Source organism: Candidatus Tisiphia endosymbiont of Piscicola geometra, assembly GCF_964026415.1.
Classification (GTDB): Bacteria; Pseudomonadota; Alphaproteobacteria; order Rickettsiales; family Rickettsiaceae; genus Tisiphia.
In genome coordinates, this window is sequence record NZ_OZ032144.1 from 1,046,013 (window position 1) to 1,062,289 (window position 16,277).

Here is a 16,277-nt window from a genome sequence, read left to right on the forward strand (position 1 = left end):
TTCTTTTGAAAGAGACTTATAATCAATTCAAATACTCCCATAACATAACCGGAAGTTCGATGTAGCTTGTTACATCGAACTTCCGTGATATATATAGAAAAAAATGAATAAACAAATTATATACCCTAAACTAATTCCTAGGCTCTTTGCTTCTTGCCTAGATTCGTTTTTGTTATCAATTTTTACAACTCCGATCACCCACTTTATGTTATCTAGACTGTCTTTATTTTTTTTTAAAGCTAGTATAGCGGATATACTAATAATGGGTAGCACGAAACCGGAGTTAGTTCAAAATGTAACTGCTAGTAATGTTCTTACATTATTTATTTTAATGTTTATAATTAATTTTGCCCTAGCTGCAACATATTTTATTGGTTTTTGGATTTATTTGGGTGCTACTCCAGGAAAAATGGTTATGCATATGAAAATAGTAGACGCAATCACTCTTGGAAAACCTAGTAAATGGCAATTAATTAAAAGATTTTGTGGATATGTATTAGTGCTAGTTGGTATTTGGTTTATACTATTTTCTAAACAACGCCAAGCTTTGCATGATAAAATTGCTGGAACAGTGGTTATTAAAAGTTAAAACACAATAGTATTAATTTTAAAAGTTGTAGTATACTCTTCTGCTTTGAAGAATTGTTTTTTGAAAATATCATGGATTCGCATGCGTAACTATACTGTATGTACGCCTAGCATGCTCACCATTCATTTTCAAATCCAATTCTTCAAATCATTTGAGTATATCACTAGATTATTAGTAGTAAAAATGATGTCATCAACTATGATTTTTTTATTTTAAACCTTTTTTTAATTTCTTAAAAATCATAGTTGATGACATAGTAGCTAGCAGAGATGATATCTCATCCCTAATGAGGATGATACTGAGCCTAATATTAACTTGTTACATCGATATTTGAGGTTATTATAAGTAGTAAAGGTATGCTAAAATGAATAAACTAAATGAAATAGATCAGTTGATCTATCTTTTCTCCAAACTACCTAGTCTTGGTCAAAGATCAGCAAGGCGTATAGTCCTGCATCTTTTACAAGAAAAAGACGTTAGGTTAAAAGGTTTAATTTCCGCTCTTTCTTACGTAGATAATAATGTTGTCAAGTGCGATATTTGTGGCAACATAGATTCTCATCATATTTGTAGAGTATGTTCATCTGATGATCGCAACAAATCTATTATAGCAATTGTTGAAACAGTGACAGAATTGTGGGCAATAGAGCGTAGTGGCATTTTTAATGGATATTATCATGTACTAGGACATAATTTGTCAACTGCAAATAGCCATAATTCTAAAGCATTAAGACTACCAGAATTACTAGCTAGATGCCAAGAGAATAACATTAATGAAATAATTATTGCAACTAATTCTACCTTAGAAGGTCAAACTACAGCTTATTTCATTACTGAATATTTCAAAGATTATACTATCAAAATATCAAGATTAGCTAGCGGCATTCCAATAGGTGGAGAACTAGACTATTTAGATGAAGGAACTTTATCAGCTGCAATAACCTTAAGACAGCCTTTTGACTAATTTATTAAAAATTATTTATTGTGTTGAAAAATTTAATATAATATATAAACTGTTGGCTAGATATTATATTAAATTTTGTTAATAAATTATCAAAGATTACTAAATTAGAATTATTTATATGAAATGTTAATTTGAAATTTTTAGATATTTTCATTAGTTTATTTTATATTTTACCTTGCATATAATTATTTTAACTAAAGTAAGCATATGTACCAACTTTTTTGGACTATTTTAGTCATATTTTTGATTCCTGTAGTTCTTTATATTTGCAGGTACAAGATGTTTTCGTGGTTTAATTTAAGAAATAATTCAAAAACTAAAATATTAGAATTAGAACAAAAGATATCAGAGCAAGATAATATTTTGAATCACGTTACTCACGAAATTAGGACTTCGATACATGGGGGAAGTAGTATCGCTCAGTTTTTATATGAAAATTGGGATAAAATGGATGAGCAAGAACACGTAAAGTATGTCAGTATAATAGCTAAAAATAATCAACGTCTTATAAAATTAATTAATGACCTACTAGACCTATCTAAGTTTAGTACCGGGAAAATGCAGTTTAATTTTGTTGCTATGGATCTATTATCTTCTATAAAAGAGACCGTGCAGCAACTTACAGAATTAACGATCGAATTAATATTATTCTTATTGATCATAGTATTACAAAAGCAATGATTAATGGAGATAAAATTAGGATTAACCAATTATTAAATAATTTATTTAATAATGCACTCAAATATACTAAGGAAGGATTAATTATAGCGGTAATTGATTTAAAAAATCATGAAAATATTCCTTATTGGTGCTTTAGCCTAATCGATACAGGTATAGGAATTCCAGACTCAGAACTTGAGACTATTTTTGAAGTATTTACTCGTAGTTCACGAACTAATAATAATTTTCTTGGTACAGGTTTTGGTTTATCTATTTGCCGAGAAATTGTACTGGCTCATAATGGTTATATTTATGCCGAGAATAACCGTAAAAGAGGAACAAAATTAGAATTTATGATTCCTGTATACGATAAAAAAGAGACATAAAATGCTTACAAAGGATAATATTGCAAAAGTATTTACTATACTTTTTGTTGATGATGAACCAATTTGCCATGACGTAATAAACTTAGTGCTACATTATGAACAAAAATATAAAATTATCAGTGCTTATTCCGGACAAGAAGCAGTTAATTTATCTAAAACACATGCTAATACAATAGAGTTAATATTTCTTGATATTTCTCTTCCTGATATGACAGGTTGTGAAGTACATAAACAAATAAGAAGTGATGAGAACCTTGCACATATTCCTATAATTTTTCAAACTGGTTTGTCTAGCAATCATCAGGAAATGCAAAAGCTCTTACAAGAACAAGCAACATACCTAATCCATAAACCTTATAAAAACGAAGAACTGCTTGAAACTATAAGGCAGTTCCATAACTAGATATATACTCAAAGCAAAAGAGTATACTCATTTATAAGGCAATTAGATATAAGATAAATATTCTTATATCTAATTGAGGTTACTTAGATATTATATGTTTATTTTTTAATAATGAAACAAAGTCACCGTTTTCATACATCTCACGTACTATATCGCAGCCACCTATCAATTCCCCTTTTATATAAAGCTGTGGTATGGTAGGCCAATCACTGAAAGATTTGATATCTTCACGTAAGCTAGGATCGGTTAAAACATTAATATCACGAAATTCTACGCCAAGTTTTTTTAAGATAGAAACAACGGTAGCAGAAAAACCACATTGAGGAAAATTAGCAGTGCCTTTCATAAATAATACAATATCATGATTAGCAATTTCATTTTTTATAAAATCAAAATTTCTATTCTCTAACATTCCTAAACCTGATAAAAATTATAACTTCTTTTACTCTTAAATGTTATATTATGCAAGCTCAAATAGTTGATAAAATTTTTGAAATTTTAAGCCAAAATAATCCTACTCCCCGAACGGAACTAGAATATGTGAATAATTTTACTCTATTAGTAGCGGTGATATTATCCGCACAAGCAACTGATGTTTCAGTTAATAAAGCAACTAGATTATTGTTTGTGAAGTATAATACACCAGAGAAAATATTAGAGCTCGGGGAAGAAGGGGTAAGAACCTATATAAGATCAATAGGTTTATTTATAACCAAAGCAAAAAATATTGTTGCACTTTGTCGAATTTTGATAGATAAGTATGACAGCAAAGTACCTAACAATTTTGATGACTTAATTAAATTGCCAGGTGTCGGAAGAAAAACTGCTAATGTAGTATTGAATTGCCTCTTTGGTAAGTCAACTATCGCAGTTGATACGCATGTATTTAGAGTTTCTAAAAGATTAGGACTGGCAAATAGTAATACTCCCAAAAAAGTAGAACTTGAATTAGTTAAAGTTATCGATAAAAAATGGTTACAACATGCTCATCACTGGTTGATATTGCTTGGTAGGTATATTTGCAAAGCACGAGTACCAAATTGCCCTGCTTGCCCAGTTAAAGAATATTGTGAGTATTATGCTAATAATTTTCTGAAGTAGCAAACTGTAGATGCACTTCTGCTTTAAAGAATTGGCTAGGAGTACGAGTGACAAGTTAACTAATCGTATATTTAGTATGTGAGTACGCAAAGTCCCGATAGTAAGACAATGCTAACACTTTAAAGACGAATAGTATACCAAACCTATTGCTTACGTAACCTTAGTTCGATATAAGAATTAATAATTCTTATATCGATACTTGCTTTGTTATAAGGAAAAATGCACTCTTGAAGCGCTTCTGCGGGTGCATTTTAACTTTTTTCATCATTCAATATGTGATTTTAATAATTAAAATCACATATTGAATGGAGTATTATATTTTAACAATCAGGTGGGCAGCCACTTCAAACCTGATTGTTTCTATATATAATACTGAATTCGATGTAACTTGTTATTCTGAATTCCCATAGATGGAGAGGTGGCCGAGTGGTTTAAGGCGCTCGCCTGGAAAGCGTGTTCACGGTAACGTGTCAGGGGTTCAAATCCCCTCCTCTCCGCCAGTTCTTATCAGGATTTCAGGATTTTTTACTTTACTAAAAATTTCATATGTAACTTCTCAGACAAATTTCCTGAAATTTGACCTACAAAAAAATATATTTTTAACCCTATTACAATAGGGGATCAAAACCTGATTACAATTTACACTTTAGCCTGTTTGGCAATATCACTGAGCCACCTAGGCAATTTCCCACTAGCTTCTTGCTTAGACCCGTTACCTCCTGAATAGCCATCTGTTGAATCAGAATCTGAATCGTAATCTGACTCGTCATCAGTTGGAGATGCATCAGAGGAATTGCAGGGTGATGCTTCATTTGCTGAGCTTACCGTTACCTCTGTAGGTAAATTAACACTTTGCTCCTCAGTTGACTCAATTTCTGACAAAGTTTTTTCATCTCTTTTCGTCGTTACCTCAAGTGGTAAATTAACGTTTTGTTCCTCAGTTGATTCAGGCTTTGACACAGTTTGTCCACAATTTTCTTGATTTTTTCCATATCTAGATATTAGACTTCTTTCGAAACTCTACTTCTGCTGGTGATTTGTACATCGATGCGGCACTCGAATCCGTAACGGAATTAGAGTACACTGCGGTTCGAGGTGAAGCGTCTCCTTCAAATCCTTCAGCACAAGCGAGTTTCGAAAGAGGCCTATTATATATATACTCAATTAACCTGAAGAGTTGGCAAAATGATTAAAAGTTATAGTCTGAAATTGGTCAGTTATAAGAGTAATCAAATTACCTTTGTATTTATCAATATTAGCAAAAAATCTATCTATAGCTTCTGAGAATTGAGCAAAATTATGGTAAAATTTATTATTTGTTACAATTCTATGCATAAATTTCCATAATCGTTCAATCGGATTAAGATTAGGGCTATAGGAAGGTAAAAATACTAATTCTATTTTGCTATTTACTAGATACTCCTTTACTTTCTTTGACTTATGATACCCAGCATTATAACAAATCAAATATATCTTCTCTTTATTAGGATTTTCTGCTTCTAATTTTTGTAGAAAATTGATTATATAATCACCGTTTACTTTAGGATTATCTGTGCTAACTAATTGCAAATCAGATAAATTAATTGCTCCTATTAAATGCTTCCTTTTCCAGCCACTAAATGTTGGTAAAGTTTTATTTTGATTCTTTCTGATCCAACCATAACGGGCTTTTGTTTGATACTGAGGATGAACGCTATCCATAAAATATATAGCTTCTTTAGCCTTGAGAGTACCTTTTAACAAACTATATTCTAGCTTAAATAGTTCTTGCTTATCTATATCAAGCTTGCCGGGTACGATCTTTGGCTTCTTATATACAAAGCCTAATCTGATTAATAGTTTTGTTACTCCTGCTATTGTATAGGTAACACCGTATTTTTCTTCTATGTAATTGCTGATATCTTTGGCATAAACATAATTACATATTTCTAAATGCTCTATTAACTCTTTCTCTTCTAGCTCACTTAGCTTACTTGCACTAACACCGGTAGCTGTCTCTAATTTATTAAATTTTTGATAATCTCTTACATGCTTTCTTATAGCTTCTTCACTTAACAGCAATGCTTCTGCTATTTCTCCATAGCTCCAACCTTTATCATACAGCAAAACTGCCTTAATTCGGTCACATACTCTCCTATCTCGTTCATTACCATGACCTGACTTCAGTACCGTTCTTTGTTCAGATGTTAAAATATTTCCCATTATCATATTCTAGCTTCTTTCTTCTCTTCCTTCAACTCTTCATTTACGAGCAGTATATACATTATAGCCAATATAGAAATGTTTGAGTCATAGTAATAGAATTGGTGACCCCCTACAAAACAAGGGTCTACAATCTATAAATATCCCCTCAGAACATTGCTTTTCCGCACCGAGGCTGGTATGACATCGATAGAAGCTAAATCTATATTTATACCACCCACTGGTAACGACTTTTAAACTGCCCTGTACTTATGTCTATATGCTGAGCTTACTACTAAACTCCTTACAAAAATTGTAGGATATTGATGTAATCTACGCTTCTATGTTGCTATCGTCTTTTTTATTATTTAACAACTCTCTTGCTTTAGCAAATCTTATAAACCGTGCAAAAGCAAAAATCATAGAATCAACAAAACCATCAAAACCAAATACCCAATATCGTCTTATAAAAAATGATTTTAAAAAATAAAAAATACTTTCTGTAGCAATTCTTGTTTTTGATGGATTCCTACCTAATTTAAGTAAATCTTTTGCTTGCTCAGAGGAATAAAAATTTGCTTTAGCTACTAGTTGCTCAATTGACGTGCCAGACCTATGATAAATTATACCATTTAAATCATAGATTTTGTTTTGTGAATTAATATTTGGATTAAACAACACCGAATCATGAGTAGTAGTGTTATTATTAGAAAAACTACTATATTTACGATTATATAATCTGATACATTTATTATAAGGAGCAAAACGACGAACCTTCTGATCATTACGGTGCAATATAACAATTTTAGTACGGTAAGCTAAATAATTAGCTTGATTATTTGAAGCAAATATAAACTCTATTTCATCTTGTAATTCTTTTGATAGTTCTTCATCAGCATCAATATTTAATATCCAGTCATTATGACATAAATTTTCGCCAAAAGTCTTTTGTTTAACATAACCATTCCATTCGTTAAAAATCACTTTGATTCCTAAATTTCTAGCAATTTGTACTGTATCATCAGTACTCCCACTATCAACAACAATAAGCTCCTCGACAATGTCCTTAACACTGTTGATAGCTCTTGCAATCCTAGTAGCTTCATTTTTTGTGATAATAAAGGCTGAAATCTTTAGCATATCCCTCTCAACTAGGTCCTTGCATACATTTTCTATCTAGCTTCTGTAAAGGTTTCATTTCTATAGTCTATATGTTCATTATTTTTAGGAAGTACCCACAAATTGAATAATTTTTGAGGAATTTCTGAGTAAAAGAGTAGCCAAGTAACCACAAACAGTACATAATATGTCCATGAGGAACGAAAGCAAATTTTGACAACAAAATTACCAAAAGGAATCTATTCGTGAACACTCTTTTTTGTTCTCGAATCCTCACTTGCATACCTACTATTACCTACATCTTTTAAAAGTCGTATATTTGAACCTACTGACGTCATATACGACGCCCCACAAATCTAGAATGTGGGTAATAGTAATAAGGCAGGGATAATACACCCTAGGCTATTAAACTATCTTTCATCGAGATTGGTATTACATAAAAGGCATACACAATAAGCTAGAAGCTAATTCATATTTTTAATTTTTTGAGATAATCTACTGATTTTACGTGAGGCTGTATTTAATTTGATAATGTTTTTTGTTACACCTTTCATTATTTCAGATTGTGCAACAGTCAAAGCTAATTTAGCTGATTCTTTTGAGCCACTAATAACTTCTTGCAAAACTTTTTTTATATATGTTTTAATTCTACTTGACCTATTCTTATTTATTAAAGTTTTTTTTATTGTTTGTCTTATTGCCTTTTTTGCTGATGAATGATTAGCCATATTTATTATTTTCCTACAGATTTATTAGTTTTGTTCTTCATGGCTATGACTTTCTACTTTTGGGGTCATACAGCCTTTACTATTTACGTCTCTATCAACGAACTCAATATAAGCTACTGATGCCATATCTCCATAACGAAAACCAGCCTTTATTATCCTAATATAACCACCTGGACGTTCACTATATCTTTTTCCTAAAACACTAATAAGCTTTTCAGTTGCCACTTTATCTTTAATTTTAGCAAGCAACATTCTTCTAGTCGCTAAATCAGATTTCTTGGCCTTAGTTATTAGTACTTCAATATATGGTCTAAGCTCTTTAGCCTTAGGTAAAGTTGTTTTTATTTGCTCATTCATCACAAGTGCAGCAGCCATATTAGCAAACATCGCCTGTCTATGACTACTTGTTCTATTAAGCTTTCTACCCTTAATTTTATGTCGCATGTTATTACCTTTGTATTAACCTCAATTCGATATAAGAATTGTTAATTCTTATATCGAATTGGCTTGTTATAAGGAAAAATGCATTCTTGAAGCGGCTTTTACGAATGCATTTTAATCTATTACCGCTAATAATCTTAATTTTTATATGATATAAAAATAAGATTATTAGCAAATTAATATTTAACAATCAGGTGACGAACTCCTTCAAACCTGATTGTTTCTATATGTATCCCTGAATTAGATATAACCTGTTACATCTAATTCAGGTTTTATTAATATGGATCTTCATAACGCTTAGATAGTTCCTGAATATTTTCTGGAGGCCATCCTGGTATGTCCATACCAAATTTTAAACCAAAGCCTGATAATATATCCTTAATCTCATTAAGAGATTTTCTACCAAAGTTTTGAGTTCTAAGCATTTCTGCTTCTGTTTTGATAACAAGATCGCCTATATAAATTATATTTTCATTTTTTAAACAATTCTGAGATCTAACAGATAATTCTAATTCCTCAACTTTCTTCAACAACGCTGGATTAAATGCTAATTCTTCTAACTTATCCTGTTTATCTTCTGTTTGTTCTTCAAATGTAATAAATAATTGTAACTGATCTTGCAGAATTCTAGCAGCAAGTGCTATAGACATCTCCGGAGAAATACTACCATTAGTTTCAACGGTCATAATCAATTTGTCATAATCTGTAACTTGACCAACACGTGTATTATCAACTTTATAGGTAACCTTTCTTACAGGACTGAATAACGCATCTATTGGGATAACGCCAATAGCTAATTCCGAACCAACGCTGCTTGCAGCAGGAACATACCCTTTTCCCGTCTCACACACTAATTCCATTTCAAGCTGAGCCCCTTTTGCCAAAGTACAAATCACACGGTTAGGGGTTAGTACCTCCACATCATGCCCTGTTCCAATCATCCCAGCAGTCACAACGCAAGGACCAGTAGCACTTAATCTGACAATCTTTCTTTCCGAAGAATGCATCTTAACGACCACAGACTTAAGATTCAAAACTACATCAACTAAATCTTCCTTAACCCCAGGTATAGCAGAAAATTCATGCACCACCCCTAGTATCTTTATTGATGTTATTGCAGCACCCTGAAGAGATGAGAGTAGAATTCGCCTCATAGCATTACCTATTGTTAAACCAAAGCCTCTCTCTAAAGGTTCAACCACAATTTTTACTATATTACTACTCTTATCAGGACTGTCATAAACTATCTTAGAAGGTTTTATTAATGCACTCCAGTTTTTATTTAATGATAACATTATTTACCTATGCCCCTATACTCTTCTTCTTTTTGGTGCTCTAACACCGTTATGTGCAACAGACGAAACATCTAAAACTGACGTAACTATAAAATTTTGACTAAATACCGCACGCATAGCCGATTCCCTTTGAGCCCCTGCACCTTGCACTCTAATTGAAACAGTTTTCAGACCGTGTTCTTTTGCAACTTCTGAGGCTTTATCAACAGTTATTTGAGCAGCATAAGGCGTAGCTTTTCTAGCCCCCTTAAAACCATGTGTACCTGCTGTTGAAAAAGCTATAGCATTACCTTGCACGTCCGTAAAAGTAACAATAGTATTATTAAAAGTTGTCTTTATATGAACAACACCAAGAGTGATATTTTTTCTTTTTTTCTTGACCTTAGTATTAGCCTGACTCATCATTATACCATATTACTTTGTAACTTTTTTCTTACCGGCAATCGCAACAGCTTTACCTTTTCTTGTTCGAGCATTAGAATGAGTATTCTGACCTCGAACAGGCAACTTTCTTATATGTCTAAGACCTTGGTAACTTCTAATATCCTTTTTCTTCTTGATATTAAGATTCACCTCTCTTCTTAAATCACCTTCTACTTTATATTCTTTTTCAATAATATTACGTAAAATAATAAGCTCTTGATCTGTTAAGTCTTTGACCCTTTTACTTTCAGATATTCCAGTTTTTCGACAAATCTCTTCTGCAGCAGAAAAACCAAGCCCATAAATATATGTTAAGCTCACTACTAATCTTTTGTTTGCTGGAATATTAACACTCGCTATTCTTGCCACAAATAATCTCCAAAATTTCGATAATAACCAAAAGGGAATAATATAAAAATATCCCTTAAAGTCAAATCATTTTTAATACTTTATATAAAACAAGCTCTACTTCTTCTTTATCCTTATTTGCATCAACAACATAGAATTCACTATTATCTCTATAATAGTTAAGTAACGGATAAGTCTCTATTTTATATTCTTCTATTCTTTGCTTAATAGTCTGTTCATCATCATCTTGTCTGTGCATAAATTTATCTGATCCACAAACATCACAGACATTATCAACCTTAGGTTTAATAAAATAACTATTATAAATTTGTCCACAATTTTCACAATTAAATCTACCTAGAATCCTCTTGATAATCACTTGATCGTCTATGTCGAAAAACACAACTTTAATCTTTTGATTAGCAAACATTCTTAGAAAATTAGCTTGCTCTAAATTACGAGGATAACCATCTAGAACATAACCGTTTTTATATATATCCTGAGTTAAAAACTCCTTAACTACATTATTCACCAATTTAGGAGGGACAAGTTTTCCTTGTGCCATATACTCTTTAATTAACAAACCATCCTTGTTATTAACCTTTACCATTTGCCTGAATATATCGCCAGTAGACACATGAGGTAAATTTAACTTTCTTGCCAATAACTGCCCTTGAGTTCCCTTCCCTGAACCAGGAGACCCTATAAGCACTATAATCATTTGAAACTCTTCTTTAAACATAACATAATATATACCCTCCACTAAGTTAAAATGTATAATTTTTTGCTTTAAAGAATTGTTTTTTTATAATATAAGTTAGTTTTTTAACTTCATTTTTTTAATTAATCCCTCATACTTACTGCTAAATAAATGAGTTTGAATTTGTACAAATGTATCTAGAACAACATTAACAACAATTAAAAAACTTGTACCCCCTAAGGCAAAAGATACGGCATATTTATTCATTAACATTTCAGGAACTATACATATAAAACTAAGATATATACCACCTATTACAGTTAACCTAGTTAACAAATAATCAAAATATTCCGCAGTATTCTTACCAGGCCTTTTGCCAGGAATATATGCCCCATATTTTCTTAAGTTATTTGCTGTTTCTTCTGAATTAAAAACTACTGCTGTATAAAAAAAACTAAAAAACATTATCAACGCAACATACAACAAAATATATAAAGGCTTCCCATGCCCTAGATGGAAAGTTAATAAACTCATAATTTCTGAATTATTGCTAGAAAAATTAGCTATTGTCACAGGAAACAATAAAATCGAACTAGCAAATATTGGCGGAATTACCCCAGAAGTATTAAGTTTAAGAGGCATATGAGTCGAATCACCACCATAAATTTTATTACCAACTTGTCTTTTTGGATATTGTACCAAAACTTTTCTCTGTGCCTTCTCAAAGAAAATTATTATAGCTATAATTACAATAACTCCTAAACAAATAGCCATAACTACTATCGGAGACAAACCACCACTTCTTGACAACTCAAACATGCTTATAATACCACTTGGTACACCCGACACTATACCTATAAATATAATTAAGGACGATCCATTACCAATACCTCTACCAGTAATCTGTTCACCAAGCCACATTAAGAACATAGTACCTACAACTAAAGTAATAACGGTAGTAACCTTGAAAAAAAGCCCAGGTATAATAACTACTGGACCTACATTAGTCACAACATGTTCCAAACTTACTGCAACACCATATGCCTGAAAAGAAGCTAATAAAACAGTTAAATACCTAGATAATTGATTGATTTTCCTTTTACCAACCTCACCTTCTTTTTTTAAATTCTCTAAAGGCTTGTAGGCTATTGACATTAATTGAATGATAATTGAAGCAGTTATATATGGCATAATTGCTAAAGCAAAAATAGACATTCTACCTAGGGATCCCCCAGATAGCATATTAAACATACCAAGTATACCCGATTGATTTTGTTCCGCCACACTGCTTAATGCAACCGAATCAATACCCGCTATAGGAATAAATGACCCAAATCTACATACTATAAGAGCCAAAATAGTAAAAATAATCCTATTAGCTAAGTCTTTATTAGATTTTTGTGTGGAATTTAAACTCATAAATTACAATATTTGACCACCAACTTGTTCTATTAACTTCTTAGCAGAGCTAGAATAAGCATCTAATTGAAATGATAAGGGACTATTAAAATCACCACTGCTAACAGATAATAACTTAACCAATAAGTTATTATTCTTAATTAACCCGACTTCAACTAATCTATCCTTTGTTACAACTTCTGTTGAGTTCAAACGATTTTCTGCTATTAAAAATTCTATATCAGCAATATTTACTACACTATATTTCTTAGAACTAGGACAGTTAAAGCCTCTCTTTGGCAATCTTTTAATCATAGGCATCTGACCCCCTTCAAAACCTTTGATAGCTACACCAGATCTAGATTTCTGTCCCTTAACACCTCTGCCACATGTTTTACCTTTACCACTGCCAATACCTCGACCTACTCTTTTTTTATCTTTCTTGGCACCAAAATTGTTAGATAACTCATTTAATTTCATTTTCTAAACTCTAATTTATTCTAATTTATATTTTCTACTTTTAACAAATGTTGTACCTTCTTGATCATCCCTCTAACAGAGTTTGTATCTTTCAAAATAACAGATTTATGCATTTTATTTAGACCTAAACCTACCAAGGTTTCTTCCTGATCATATTTACGACCTATACTACTACCAATTTGGGTAACTTTAACCTTTACCTCATTCACTTTTTCTTGATTACTACTCATAAATTCCTACAACCCAATTATTACTTTACTTTAAATATAAAGACTCACTATAGCCCATTGCTTCAAAGCCCCATTCACACGCAAATTCAGGATAAGAATTTGTCAATTCTTATCCCAAATTCGGTGAAATTATCGAAACAATCAGATTTGAGACGACTCTGCATCTGATTGTTAAATTAATATTTTGCTAAAAACATGATTTTAATCTTTTAAAATCATGTTTTTAGCTTAAGGTTTAAAATGCATTCACAAAATCACTTTAAGAATGCATTTTTCTTTATTTTTTAGATTCTGCTACCTACCAAATCAAAACTTCTTAAGTTGACACTCATGAGCCTACGCTGGAAGGACTATTACACTATTTAAACTTGCACACTTGGTTCTGATATTATTTGTTGCCCTTTTGTAGATTTAGTTGATACCTCATTTATTCTTTTTCCTCTCCTTTCAGCAATATTCTTTGGAGAAGATAGTTGAGATAACGCATCAAAAGTTGCAGCAATCATCGCATATACATTACTAGAACCCAAAGATTTGGCAACAATATCATGAACTCCTAAAGAATCAAAGATTGCCCTCATAGCACCACCAGCAATAACACCAGTACCTGCCTTGGCTCTTCTTAAAATGACTTTAGCTGCTCCACTTTTACCAATGACATCATGATGAATAGTTCTATTTTGATAAAGAGGAATTTTAATCATATCTTTCCTTGCTTCTTGAGTAGCCTTAGCTCTAGCTTCTGTTACCTCTTTCGCTTTGCCATGACCATAACCAACCTTACCGGCTTTATCACCAGCAACAATACAAGCAGAAAAAGAGAATTTTCTACCCCCCTTTACTACTTTAGTAACTCTATTTACATCCACCAAAGTTTCTGTTAGTGCTTCACTTGTATTTTTTTTAGCTTTAGCCATTTCTTAAACCTAAAATTAAAATTTCATTTTTTTTCTTGCTGCATCAGCTAAAGCCTTAACAACACCATGATATTTATAACCACCCTTATCGAATACAACTTCTTGTACCCCTTTAAGCGATGCTCTTTCGCCTATTAAATCACCTACTTTCGTGGCTGTACCAATATTACAGTTGGATTTTTTTAACTGTCTAATTTCTTTATCTAAAGTCGAAGCAGATGCAATAGTTATTGATTGTTTGTCATCTATGACTTGTGCATATATGTGCTTTCCAGACTTAAAAATAGACAGCCTGAGTCTGTTTGATACCTTTGATATCTTAGACCTTACTCTAGCCTTTCTTATATCAAACTTTAACTTTGAACTACGCATATTTAACTCTTAAATTTTAATTTTTCTTACCTTCTTTTCTCTGAACATATTGACCTTTGCGTTTAATACCTTTACCTTTATATGGTTCAGGTGGTCTCTGCTTTATAATAATTGATATAAACTGACCTATTTTTTCTTTATCAACACTTTCCAATATAATCTGATTTTGTTTAGGAGCGGTAACTTTAATATTTTGAGGTATTTCTACTTTAGTATTATGACTTTTAGCAAGCATTAAGTTTAAATATTTATCCTTCACCAAAGCCTTATAACCAACACCGTTGACTTCAAGTTCTTCTGTAAAACCTTCTTTAACACCTTTTATCATACTATTTATTATACTTCGTGCCGTACCCCACATAGATCTAGCACTTTTAGTCTCTGTTAATGCTTTTACAAAAAGCTGATTATCTTGCAATAAAATTGCTATATTTCCTGCGAAAGTTTTTGTTAATTCTCCCTTGGGACCAACAACATTAACTTTCAACCCATCAAGTTCAACTTTCACCCCTTCAGGCACAGGGACTGGTAATTTTCCAATACGTGACATCTTTATACCTTAAAACACTTTACAAATTACTTCACCACCAATTTTTTGGCTATGCGCTTCTCTATCTGATAAAACTCCTCTAGAAGTAGAAAGAATATAAATACCCATATTGTTATAATATCCTTTTAATTTATCAATAGAAGAATAAATCCTCTTACCTGGTTTTGAAACTCTACTTATTTCACATATAGCAGGTTTTCCATTAACAGAATATTTTAGATCCACTTCAATATGACTTATATTACCATCCTTGACAACTACATACTCTTTTATATAACCTTCTTTTTTTAAAACATCCAAAATAGCACATTTTATTTTTGAACAAGGTAGAGATATATTCATCAATTTACTTTTTTGACCATTTCTAATTCTAGTCAACATATCCGCTATATTATCTGTCATTGACATACGATAAACCTACTATTTTAACCTCAATTCGATACAAGAATTTTTATATCGAATTGGCTTTGTTATAAGAAAAAGTGTACCCTTGGAGCGACTTTTACGAGTACATTTCAACTTTTTTCATCATTCAATGGGTGATTTTAATTATTAAAACCACCCATTAAATAGAATATTACATTTTAACAATCAGGTACTGAACCGCTTCAAACCTGATTGTTTCTACTTAACCCTTGAATTCGATATAATAAGTTATATCGAATTCAAGCTATTTTACCAACTTGCTTTAATCAAACCAGGAACTAATCCCTTACTACCAAGATCTCTCAGCTTATTTCGCGATAGACCAAATTTACTATACACTCCTCTTGGACGTCCAGTAAGCTCACACCGATTTCGGACTCTATTCATAGCTGAGTTTCTAGGTAACTTAGCTAAAACCATCACTAACGAAAATCTTTCTTCCAAAGATAAAGTTTTATCGTAAATCTTGTCCTTTAATTTAGCACGCTTGTTATATAAACTTTGTGCCATCTTTCTTCTTCTATTATTCTTTTTTATAGAACTTACTTTAGCCATCTATTTTTCTT

24 protein-coding genes and 1 tRNA gene are annotated in these 16,277 nt (G+C 31.7%); 7 read left to right on the forward strand and 18 right to left on the reverse strand.

What is annotated here, in order from left to right; translation table 11 throughout:
* Positions 1-103 precede the first annotated feature (103 nt).
* From AAGD26_RS04945 to AAGD26_RS04965, 5 genes are all read left to right on the forward strand, one after another.
* Positions 104-589, forward strand: coding sequence for an RDD family protein (locus AAGD26_RS04945; RefSeq protein ID WP_341751342.1), 486 nt, complete (start codon positions 104-106; stop codon positions 587-589).
* 364 nt (positions 590-953) lie between these two features.
* Entirely contained in the window at positions 954-1,553 is a 600-nt protein-coding gene (recR, locus tag AAGD26_RS04950) for a recombination mediator RecR (protein ID WP_341747653.1), read from the forward strand.
* A gap of 279 nt (positions 1,554-1,832) precedes the next feature.
* On the forward strand, positions 1,833-2,234 hold the full coding sequence (locus AAGD26_RS04955; RefSeq protein ID WP_341751343.1) for a sensor histidine kinase: 402 nt from the start codon (positions 1,833-1,835) through the stop codon (positions 2,232-2,234).
* Positions 2,231-2,599 (forward strand): sensor histidine kinase, encoded by a 369-nt coding sequence (locus AAGD26_RS04960; RefSeq protein WP_341751344.1) that lies wholly within the window; start codon positions 2,231-2,233, stop codon positions 2,597-2,599. Before AAGD26_RS04955 ends, AAGD26_RS04960 begins: the two co-directional genes overlap by 4 nt.
* Before the next feature lies 1 nt (position 2,600).
* Positions 2,601-3,002 (forward strand): response regulator, encoded by a 402-nt coding sequence (locus AAGD26_RS04965; protein WP_341751345.1) that lies wholly within the window; start codon positions 2,601-2,603, stop codon positions 3,000-3,002.
* A 79-nt stretch (positions 3,003-3,081) separates the two neighbouring features.
* Here AAGD26_RS04965 and grxD read toward each other — a convergent pair whose 3' ends face one another.
* Entirely contained in the window at positions 3,082-3,414 is a 333-nt protein-coding gene (gene grxD, locus AAGD26_RS04970; RefSeq protein WP_341751346.1) for a Grx4 family monothiol glutaredoxin, read from the reverse strand.
* Between the two features lie 50 nt (positions 3,415-3,464).
* Between grxD and nth the strand changes: the two genes are divergently transcribed.
* Together nth and AAGD26_RS04980 are read left to right on the forward strand one after the other, a co-directional pair.
* Complete coding sequence (gene nth / locus AAGD26_RS04975) at positions 3,465-4,103, forward strand: endonuclease III (protein ID WP_341751347.1); 639 nt, start codon at positions 3,465-3,467, stop codon at positions 4,101-4,103.
* 412 nt (positions 4,104-4,515) lie between these two features.
* Positions 4,516-4,603, forward strand: a tRNA-Ser gene (locus AAGD26_RS04980).
* Between the two features lie 139 nt (positions 4,604-4,742).
* Here the strand turns inward: AAGD26_RS04980 and AAGD26_RS04985 are convergent.
* The 17 genes from AAGD26_RS04985 to rpsN all read right to left on the reverse strand — a co-directional run bounded on the left by AAGD26_RS04985 (position 4,743) and on the right by rpsN (position 16,266).
* Positions 4,743-5,063: a hypothetical protein gene (locus AAGD26_RS04985; RefSeq protein WP_341751348.1), complete on the reverse strand. Its 321-nt coding sequence runs from the start codon at positions 5,061-5,063 to the stop codon at positions 4,743-4,745.
* A gap of 204 nt (positions 5,064-5,267) precedes the next feature.
* Positions 5,268-6,305 (reverse strand): IS630 family transposase, encoded by a 1,038-nt coding sequence (locus AAGD26_RS04990; protein ID WP_341751303.1) that lies wholly within the window; start codon positions 6,303-6,305, stop codon positions 5,268-5,270.
* Between the two features lie 312 nt (positions 6,306-6,617).
* The gene (locus tag AAGD26_RS04995; protein WP_341751349.1) at positions 6,618-7,424 is read right to left on the reverse strand and encodes a glycosyltransferase family 2 protein; all 807 of its coding nucleotides are present in this window, start codon (positions 7,422-7,424) and stop codon (positions 6,618-6,620) included.
* Between the two features lie 443 nt (positions 7,425-7,867).
* Complete coding sequence (rpsT, locus tag AAGD26_RS05000; protein WP_341748197.1) at positions 7,868-8,131, reverse strand: 30S ribosomal protein S20; 264 nt, start codon at positions 8,129-8,131, stop codon at positions 7,868-7,870.
* Positions 8,132-8,155: 24 nt separating this feature from the next.
* Positions 8,156-8,575 carry a 50S ribosomal protein L17 gene (gene rplQ / locus AAGD26_RS05005; RefSeq protein ID WP_341751350.1) on the reverse strand — a complete coding sequence of 140 codons (420 nt, stop codon included), beginning with the start codon at positions 8,573-8,575 and terminating at the stop codon, positions 8,156-8,158.
* 272 nt (positions 8,576-8,847) lie between these two features.
* Positions 8,848-9,867 carry a DNA-directed RNA polymerase subunit alpha gene (locus tag AAGD26_RS05010; RefSeq protein WP_341751351.1) on the reverse strand — a complete coding sequence of 340 codons (1,020 nt, stop codon included), beginning with the start codon at positions 9,865-9,867 and terminating at the stop codon, positions 8,848-8,850.
* A 15-nt stretch (positions 9,868-9,882) separates the two neighbouring features.
* Positions 9,883-10,269: a 30S ribosomal protein S11 gene (gene rpsK / locus AAGD26_RS05015; protein WP_341748194.1), complete on the reverse strand. Its 387-nt coding sequence runs from the start codon at positions 10,267-10,269 to the stop codon at positions 9,883-9,885.
* Between the two features lie 12 nt (positions 10,270-10,281).
* Entirely contained in the window at positions 10,282-10,659 is a 378-nt protein-coding gene (gene rpsM / locus AAGD26_RS05020) for a 30S ribosomal protein S13 (protein WP_341748193.1), read from the reverse strand.
* A 61-nt stretch (positions 10,660-10,720) separates the two neighbouring features.
* Complete coding sequence (locus AAGD26_RS05025) at positions 10,721-11,359, reverse strand: adenylate kinase (RefSeq protein ID WP_341748430.1); 639 nt, start codon at positions 11,357-11,359, stop codon at positions 10,721-10,723.
* A gap of 96 nt (positions 11,360-11,455) precedes the next feature.
* Positions 11,456-12,757: a preprotein translocase subunit SecY gene (gene secY / locus AAGD26_RS05030; RefSeq protein WP_341748192.1), complete on the reverse strand. Its 1,302-nt coding sequence runs from the start codon at positions 12,755-12,757 to the stop codon at positions 11,456-11,458.
* 3 nt (positions 12,758-12,760) lie between these two features.
* The gene (gene rplO / locus AAGD26_RS05035) at positions 12,761-13,216 is read right to left on the reverse strand and encodes a 50S ribosomal protein L15 (protein ID WP_341751352.1); all 456 of its coding nucleotides are present in this window, start codon (positions 13,214-13,216) and stop codon (positions 12,761-12,763) included.
* A 20-nt stretch (positions 13,217-13,236) separates the two neighbouring features.
* Positions 13,237-13,446 carry a 50S ribosomal protein L30 gene (gene rpmD, locus AAGD26_RS05040; protein ID WP_341748190.1) on the reverse strand — a complete coding sequence of 70 codons (210 nt, stop codon included), beginning with the start codon at positions 13,444-13,446 and terminating at the stop codon, positions 13,237-13,239.
* A gap of 362 nt (positions 13,447-13,808) precedes the next feature.
* On the reverse strand, positions 13,809-14,363 hold the full coding sequence (gene rpsE, locus AAGD26_RS05045; protein ID WP_341751353.1) for a 30S ribosomal protein S5: 555 nt from the start codon (positions 14,361-14,363) through the stop codon (positions 13,809-13,811).
* Positions 14,364-14,378: 15 nt separating this feature from the next.
* A complete protein-coding gene (rplR, locus tag AAGD26_RS05050) occupies positions 14,379-14,735 on the reverse strand; it encodes a 50S ribosomal protein L18 (RefSeq protein WP_341751354.1) in 357 nt (118 codons plus the stop codon).
* A gap of 16 nt (positions 14,736-14,751) precedes the next feature.
* Positions 14,752-15,285, reverse strand: coding sequence for a 50S ribosomal protein L6 (gene rplF / locus AAGD26_RS05055; RefSeq protein ID WP_341751355.1), 534 nt, complete (start codon positions 15,283-15,285; stop codon positions 14,752-14,754).
* A gap of 9 nt (positions 15,286-15,294) precedes the next feature.
* A complete protein-coding gene (gene rpsH, locus AAGD26_RS05060) occupies positions 15,295-15,693 on the reverse strand; it encodes a 30S ribosomal protein S8 (protein WP_341748186.1) in 399 nt (132 codons plus the stop codon).
* A gap of 267 nt (positions 15,694-15,960) precedes the next feature.
* The gene (gene rpsN, locus AAGD26_RS05065; protein ID WP_341748185.1) at positions 15,961-16,266 is read right to left on the reverse strand and encodes a 30S ribosomal protein S14; all 306 of its coding nucleotides are present in this window, start codon (positions 16,264-16,266) and stop codon (positions 15,961-15,963) included.
* Positions 16,267-16,277: the final 11 nt, after the last annotated feature.

What these genes read in the sequence shown, in the direction of transcription:
- AAGD26_RS04945 (WP_341751342.1), top strand. Translation starts at nt 104, where the DNA reads ATGAATAAACAAATTATATACCCTAAACTAATTCCTAGGCTCTTTGCT.
- recR (WP_341747653.1), top strand. Translation starts at nt 954, where the DNA reads ATGAATAAACTAAATGAAATAGATCAGTTGATCTATCTTTTCTCCAAA.
- AAGD26_RS04955 (WP_341751343.1), top strand. Translation starts at nt 1,833, where the DNA reads ATGTTTTCGTGGTTTAATTTAAGAAATAATTCAAAAACTAAAATATTA.
- AAGD26_RS04960 (WP_341751344.1), top strand. Translation starts at nt 2,231, where the DNA reads ATGATTAATGGAGATAAAATTAGGATTAACCAATTATTAAATAATTTA.
- AAGD26_RS04965 (WP_341751345.1), top strand. Translation starts at nt 2,601, where the DNA reads ATGCTTACAAAGGATAATATTGCAAAAGTATTTACTATACTTTTTGTT.
- grxD (WP_341751346.1), bottom strand. Translation starts at nt 3,414, where the DNA reads ATGTTAGAGAATAGAAATTTTGATTTTATAAAAAATGAAATTGCTAAT.
- nth (WP_341751347.1), top strand. Translation starts at nt 3,465, where the DNA reads ATGCAAGCTCAAATAGTTGATAAAATTTTTGAAATTTTAAGCCAAAAT.
- AAGD26_RS04990 (WP_341751303.1), bottom strand. Translation starts at nt 6,305, where the DNA reads ATGGGAAATATTTTAACATCTGAACAAAGAACGGTACTGAAGTCAGGT.
- AAGD26_RS04995 (WP_341751349.1), bottom strand. Translation starts at nt 7,424, where the DNA reads ATGCTAAAGATTTCAGCCTTTATTATCACAAAAAATGAAGCTACTAGG.
- rpsT (WP_341748197.1), bottom strand. Translation starts at nt 8,131, where the DNA reads ATGGCTAATCATTCATCAGCAAAAAAGGCAATAAGACAAACAATAAAA.
- rplQ (WP_341751350.1), bottom strand. Translation starts at nt 8,575, where the DNA reads ATGCGACATAAAATTAAGGGTAGAAAGCTTAATAGAACAAGTAGTCAT.
- AAGD26_RS05010 (WP_341751351.1), bottom strand. Translation starts at nt 9,867, where the DNA reads ATGTTATCATTAAATAAAAACTGGAGTGCATTAATAAAACCTTCTAAG.
- rpsK (WP_341748194.1), bottom strand. Translation starts at nt 10,269, where the DNA reads ATGAGTCAGGCTAATACTAAGGTCAAGAAAAAAAGAAAAAATATCACT.
- AAGD26_RS05025 (WP_341748430.1), bottom strand. Translation starts at nt 11,359, where the DNA reads ATGATTATAGTGCTTATAGGGTCTCCTGGTTCAGGGAAGGGAACTCAA.
- secY (WP_341748192.1), bottom strand. Translation starts at nt 12,757, where the DNA reads ATGAGTTTAAATTCCACACAAAAATCTAATAAAGACTTAGCTAATAGG.
- rplO (WP_341751352.1), bottom strand. Translation starts at nt 13,216, where the DNA reads ATGAAATTAAATGAGTTATCTAACAATTTTGGTGCCAAGAAAGATAAA.
- rpmD (WP_341748190.1), bottom strand. Translation starts at nt 13,446, where the DNA reads ATGAGTAGTAATCAAGAAAAAGTGAATGAGGTAAAGGTTAAAGTTACC.
- rpsE (WP_341751353.1), bottom strand. Translation starts at nt 14,363, where the DNA reads ATGGCTAAAGCTAAAAAAAATACAAGTGAAGCACTAACAGAAACTTTG.
- rplR (WP_341751354.1), bottom strand. Translation starts at nt 14,735, where the DNA reads ATGCGTAGTTCAAAGTTAAAGTTTGATATAAGAAAGGCTAGAGTAAGG.
- rplF (WP_341751355.1), bottom strand. Translation starts at nt 15,285, where the DNA reads ATGTCACGTATTGGAAAATTACCAGTCCCTGTGCCTGAAGGGGTGAAA.
- rpsH (WP_341748186.1), bottom strand. Translation starts at nt 15,693, where the DNA reads ATGTCAATGACAGATAATATAGCGGATATGTTGACTAGAATTAGAAAT.
- rpsN (WP_341748185.1), bottom strand. Translation starts at nt 16,266, where the DNA reads ATGGCTAAAGTAAGTTCTATAAAAAAGAATAATAGAAGAAGAAAGATG.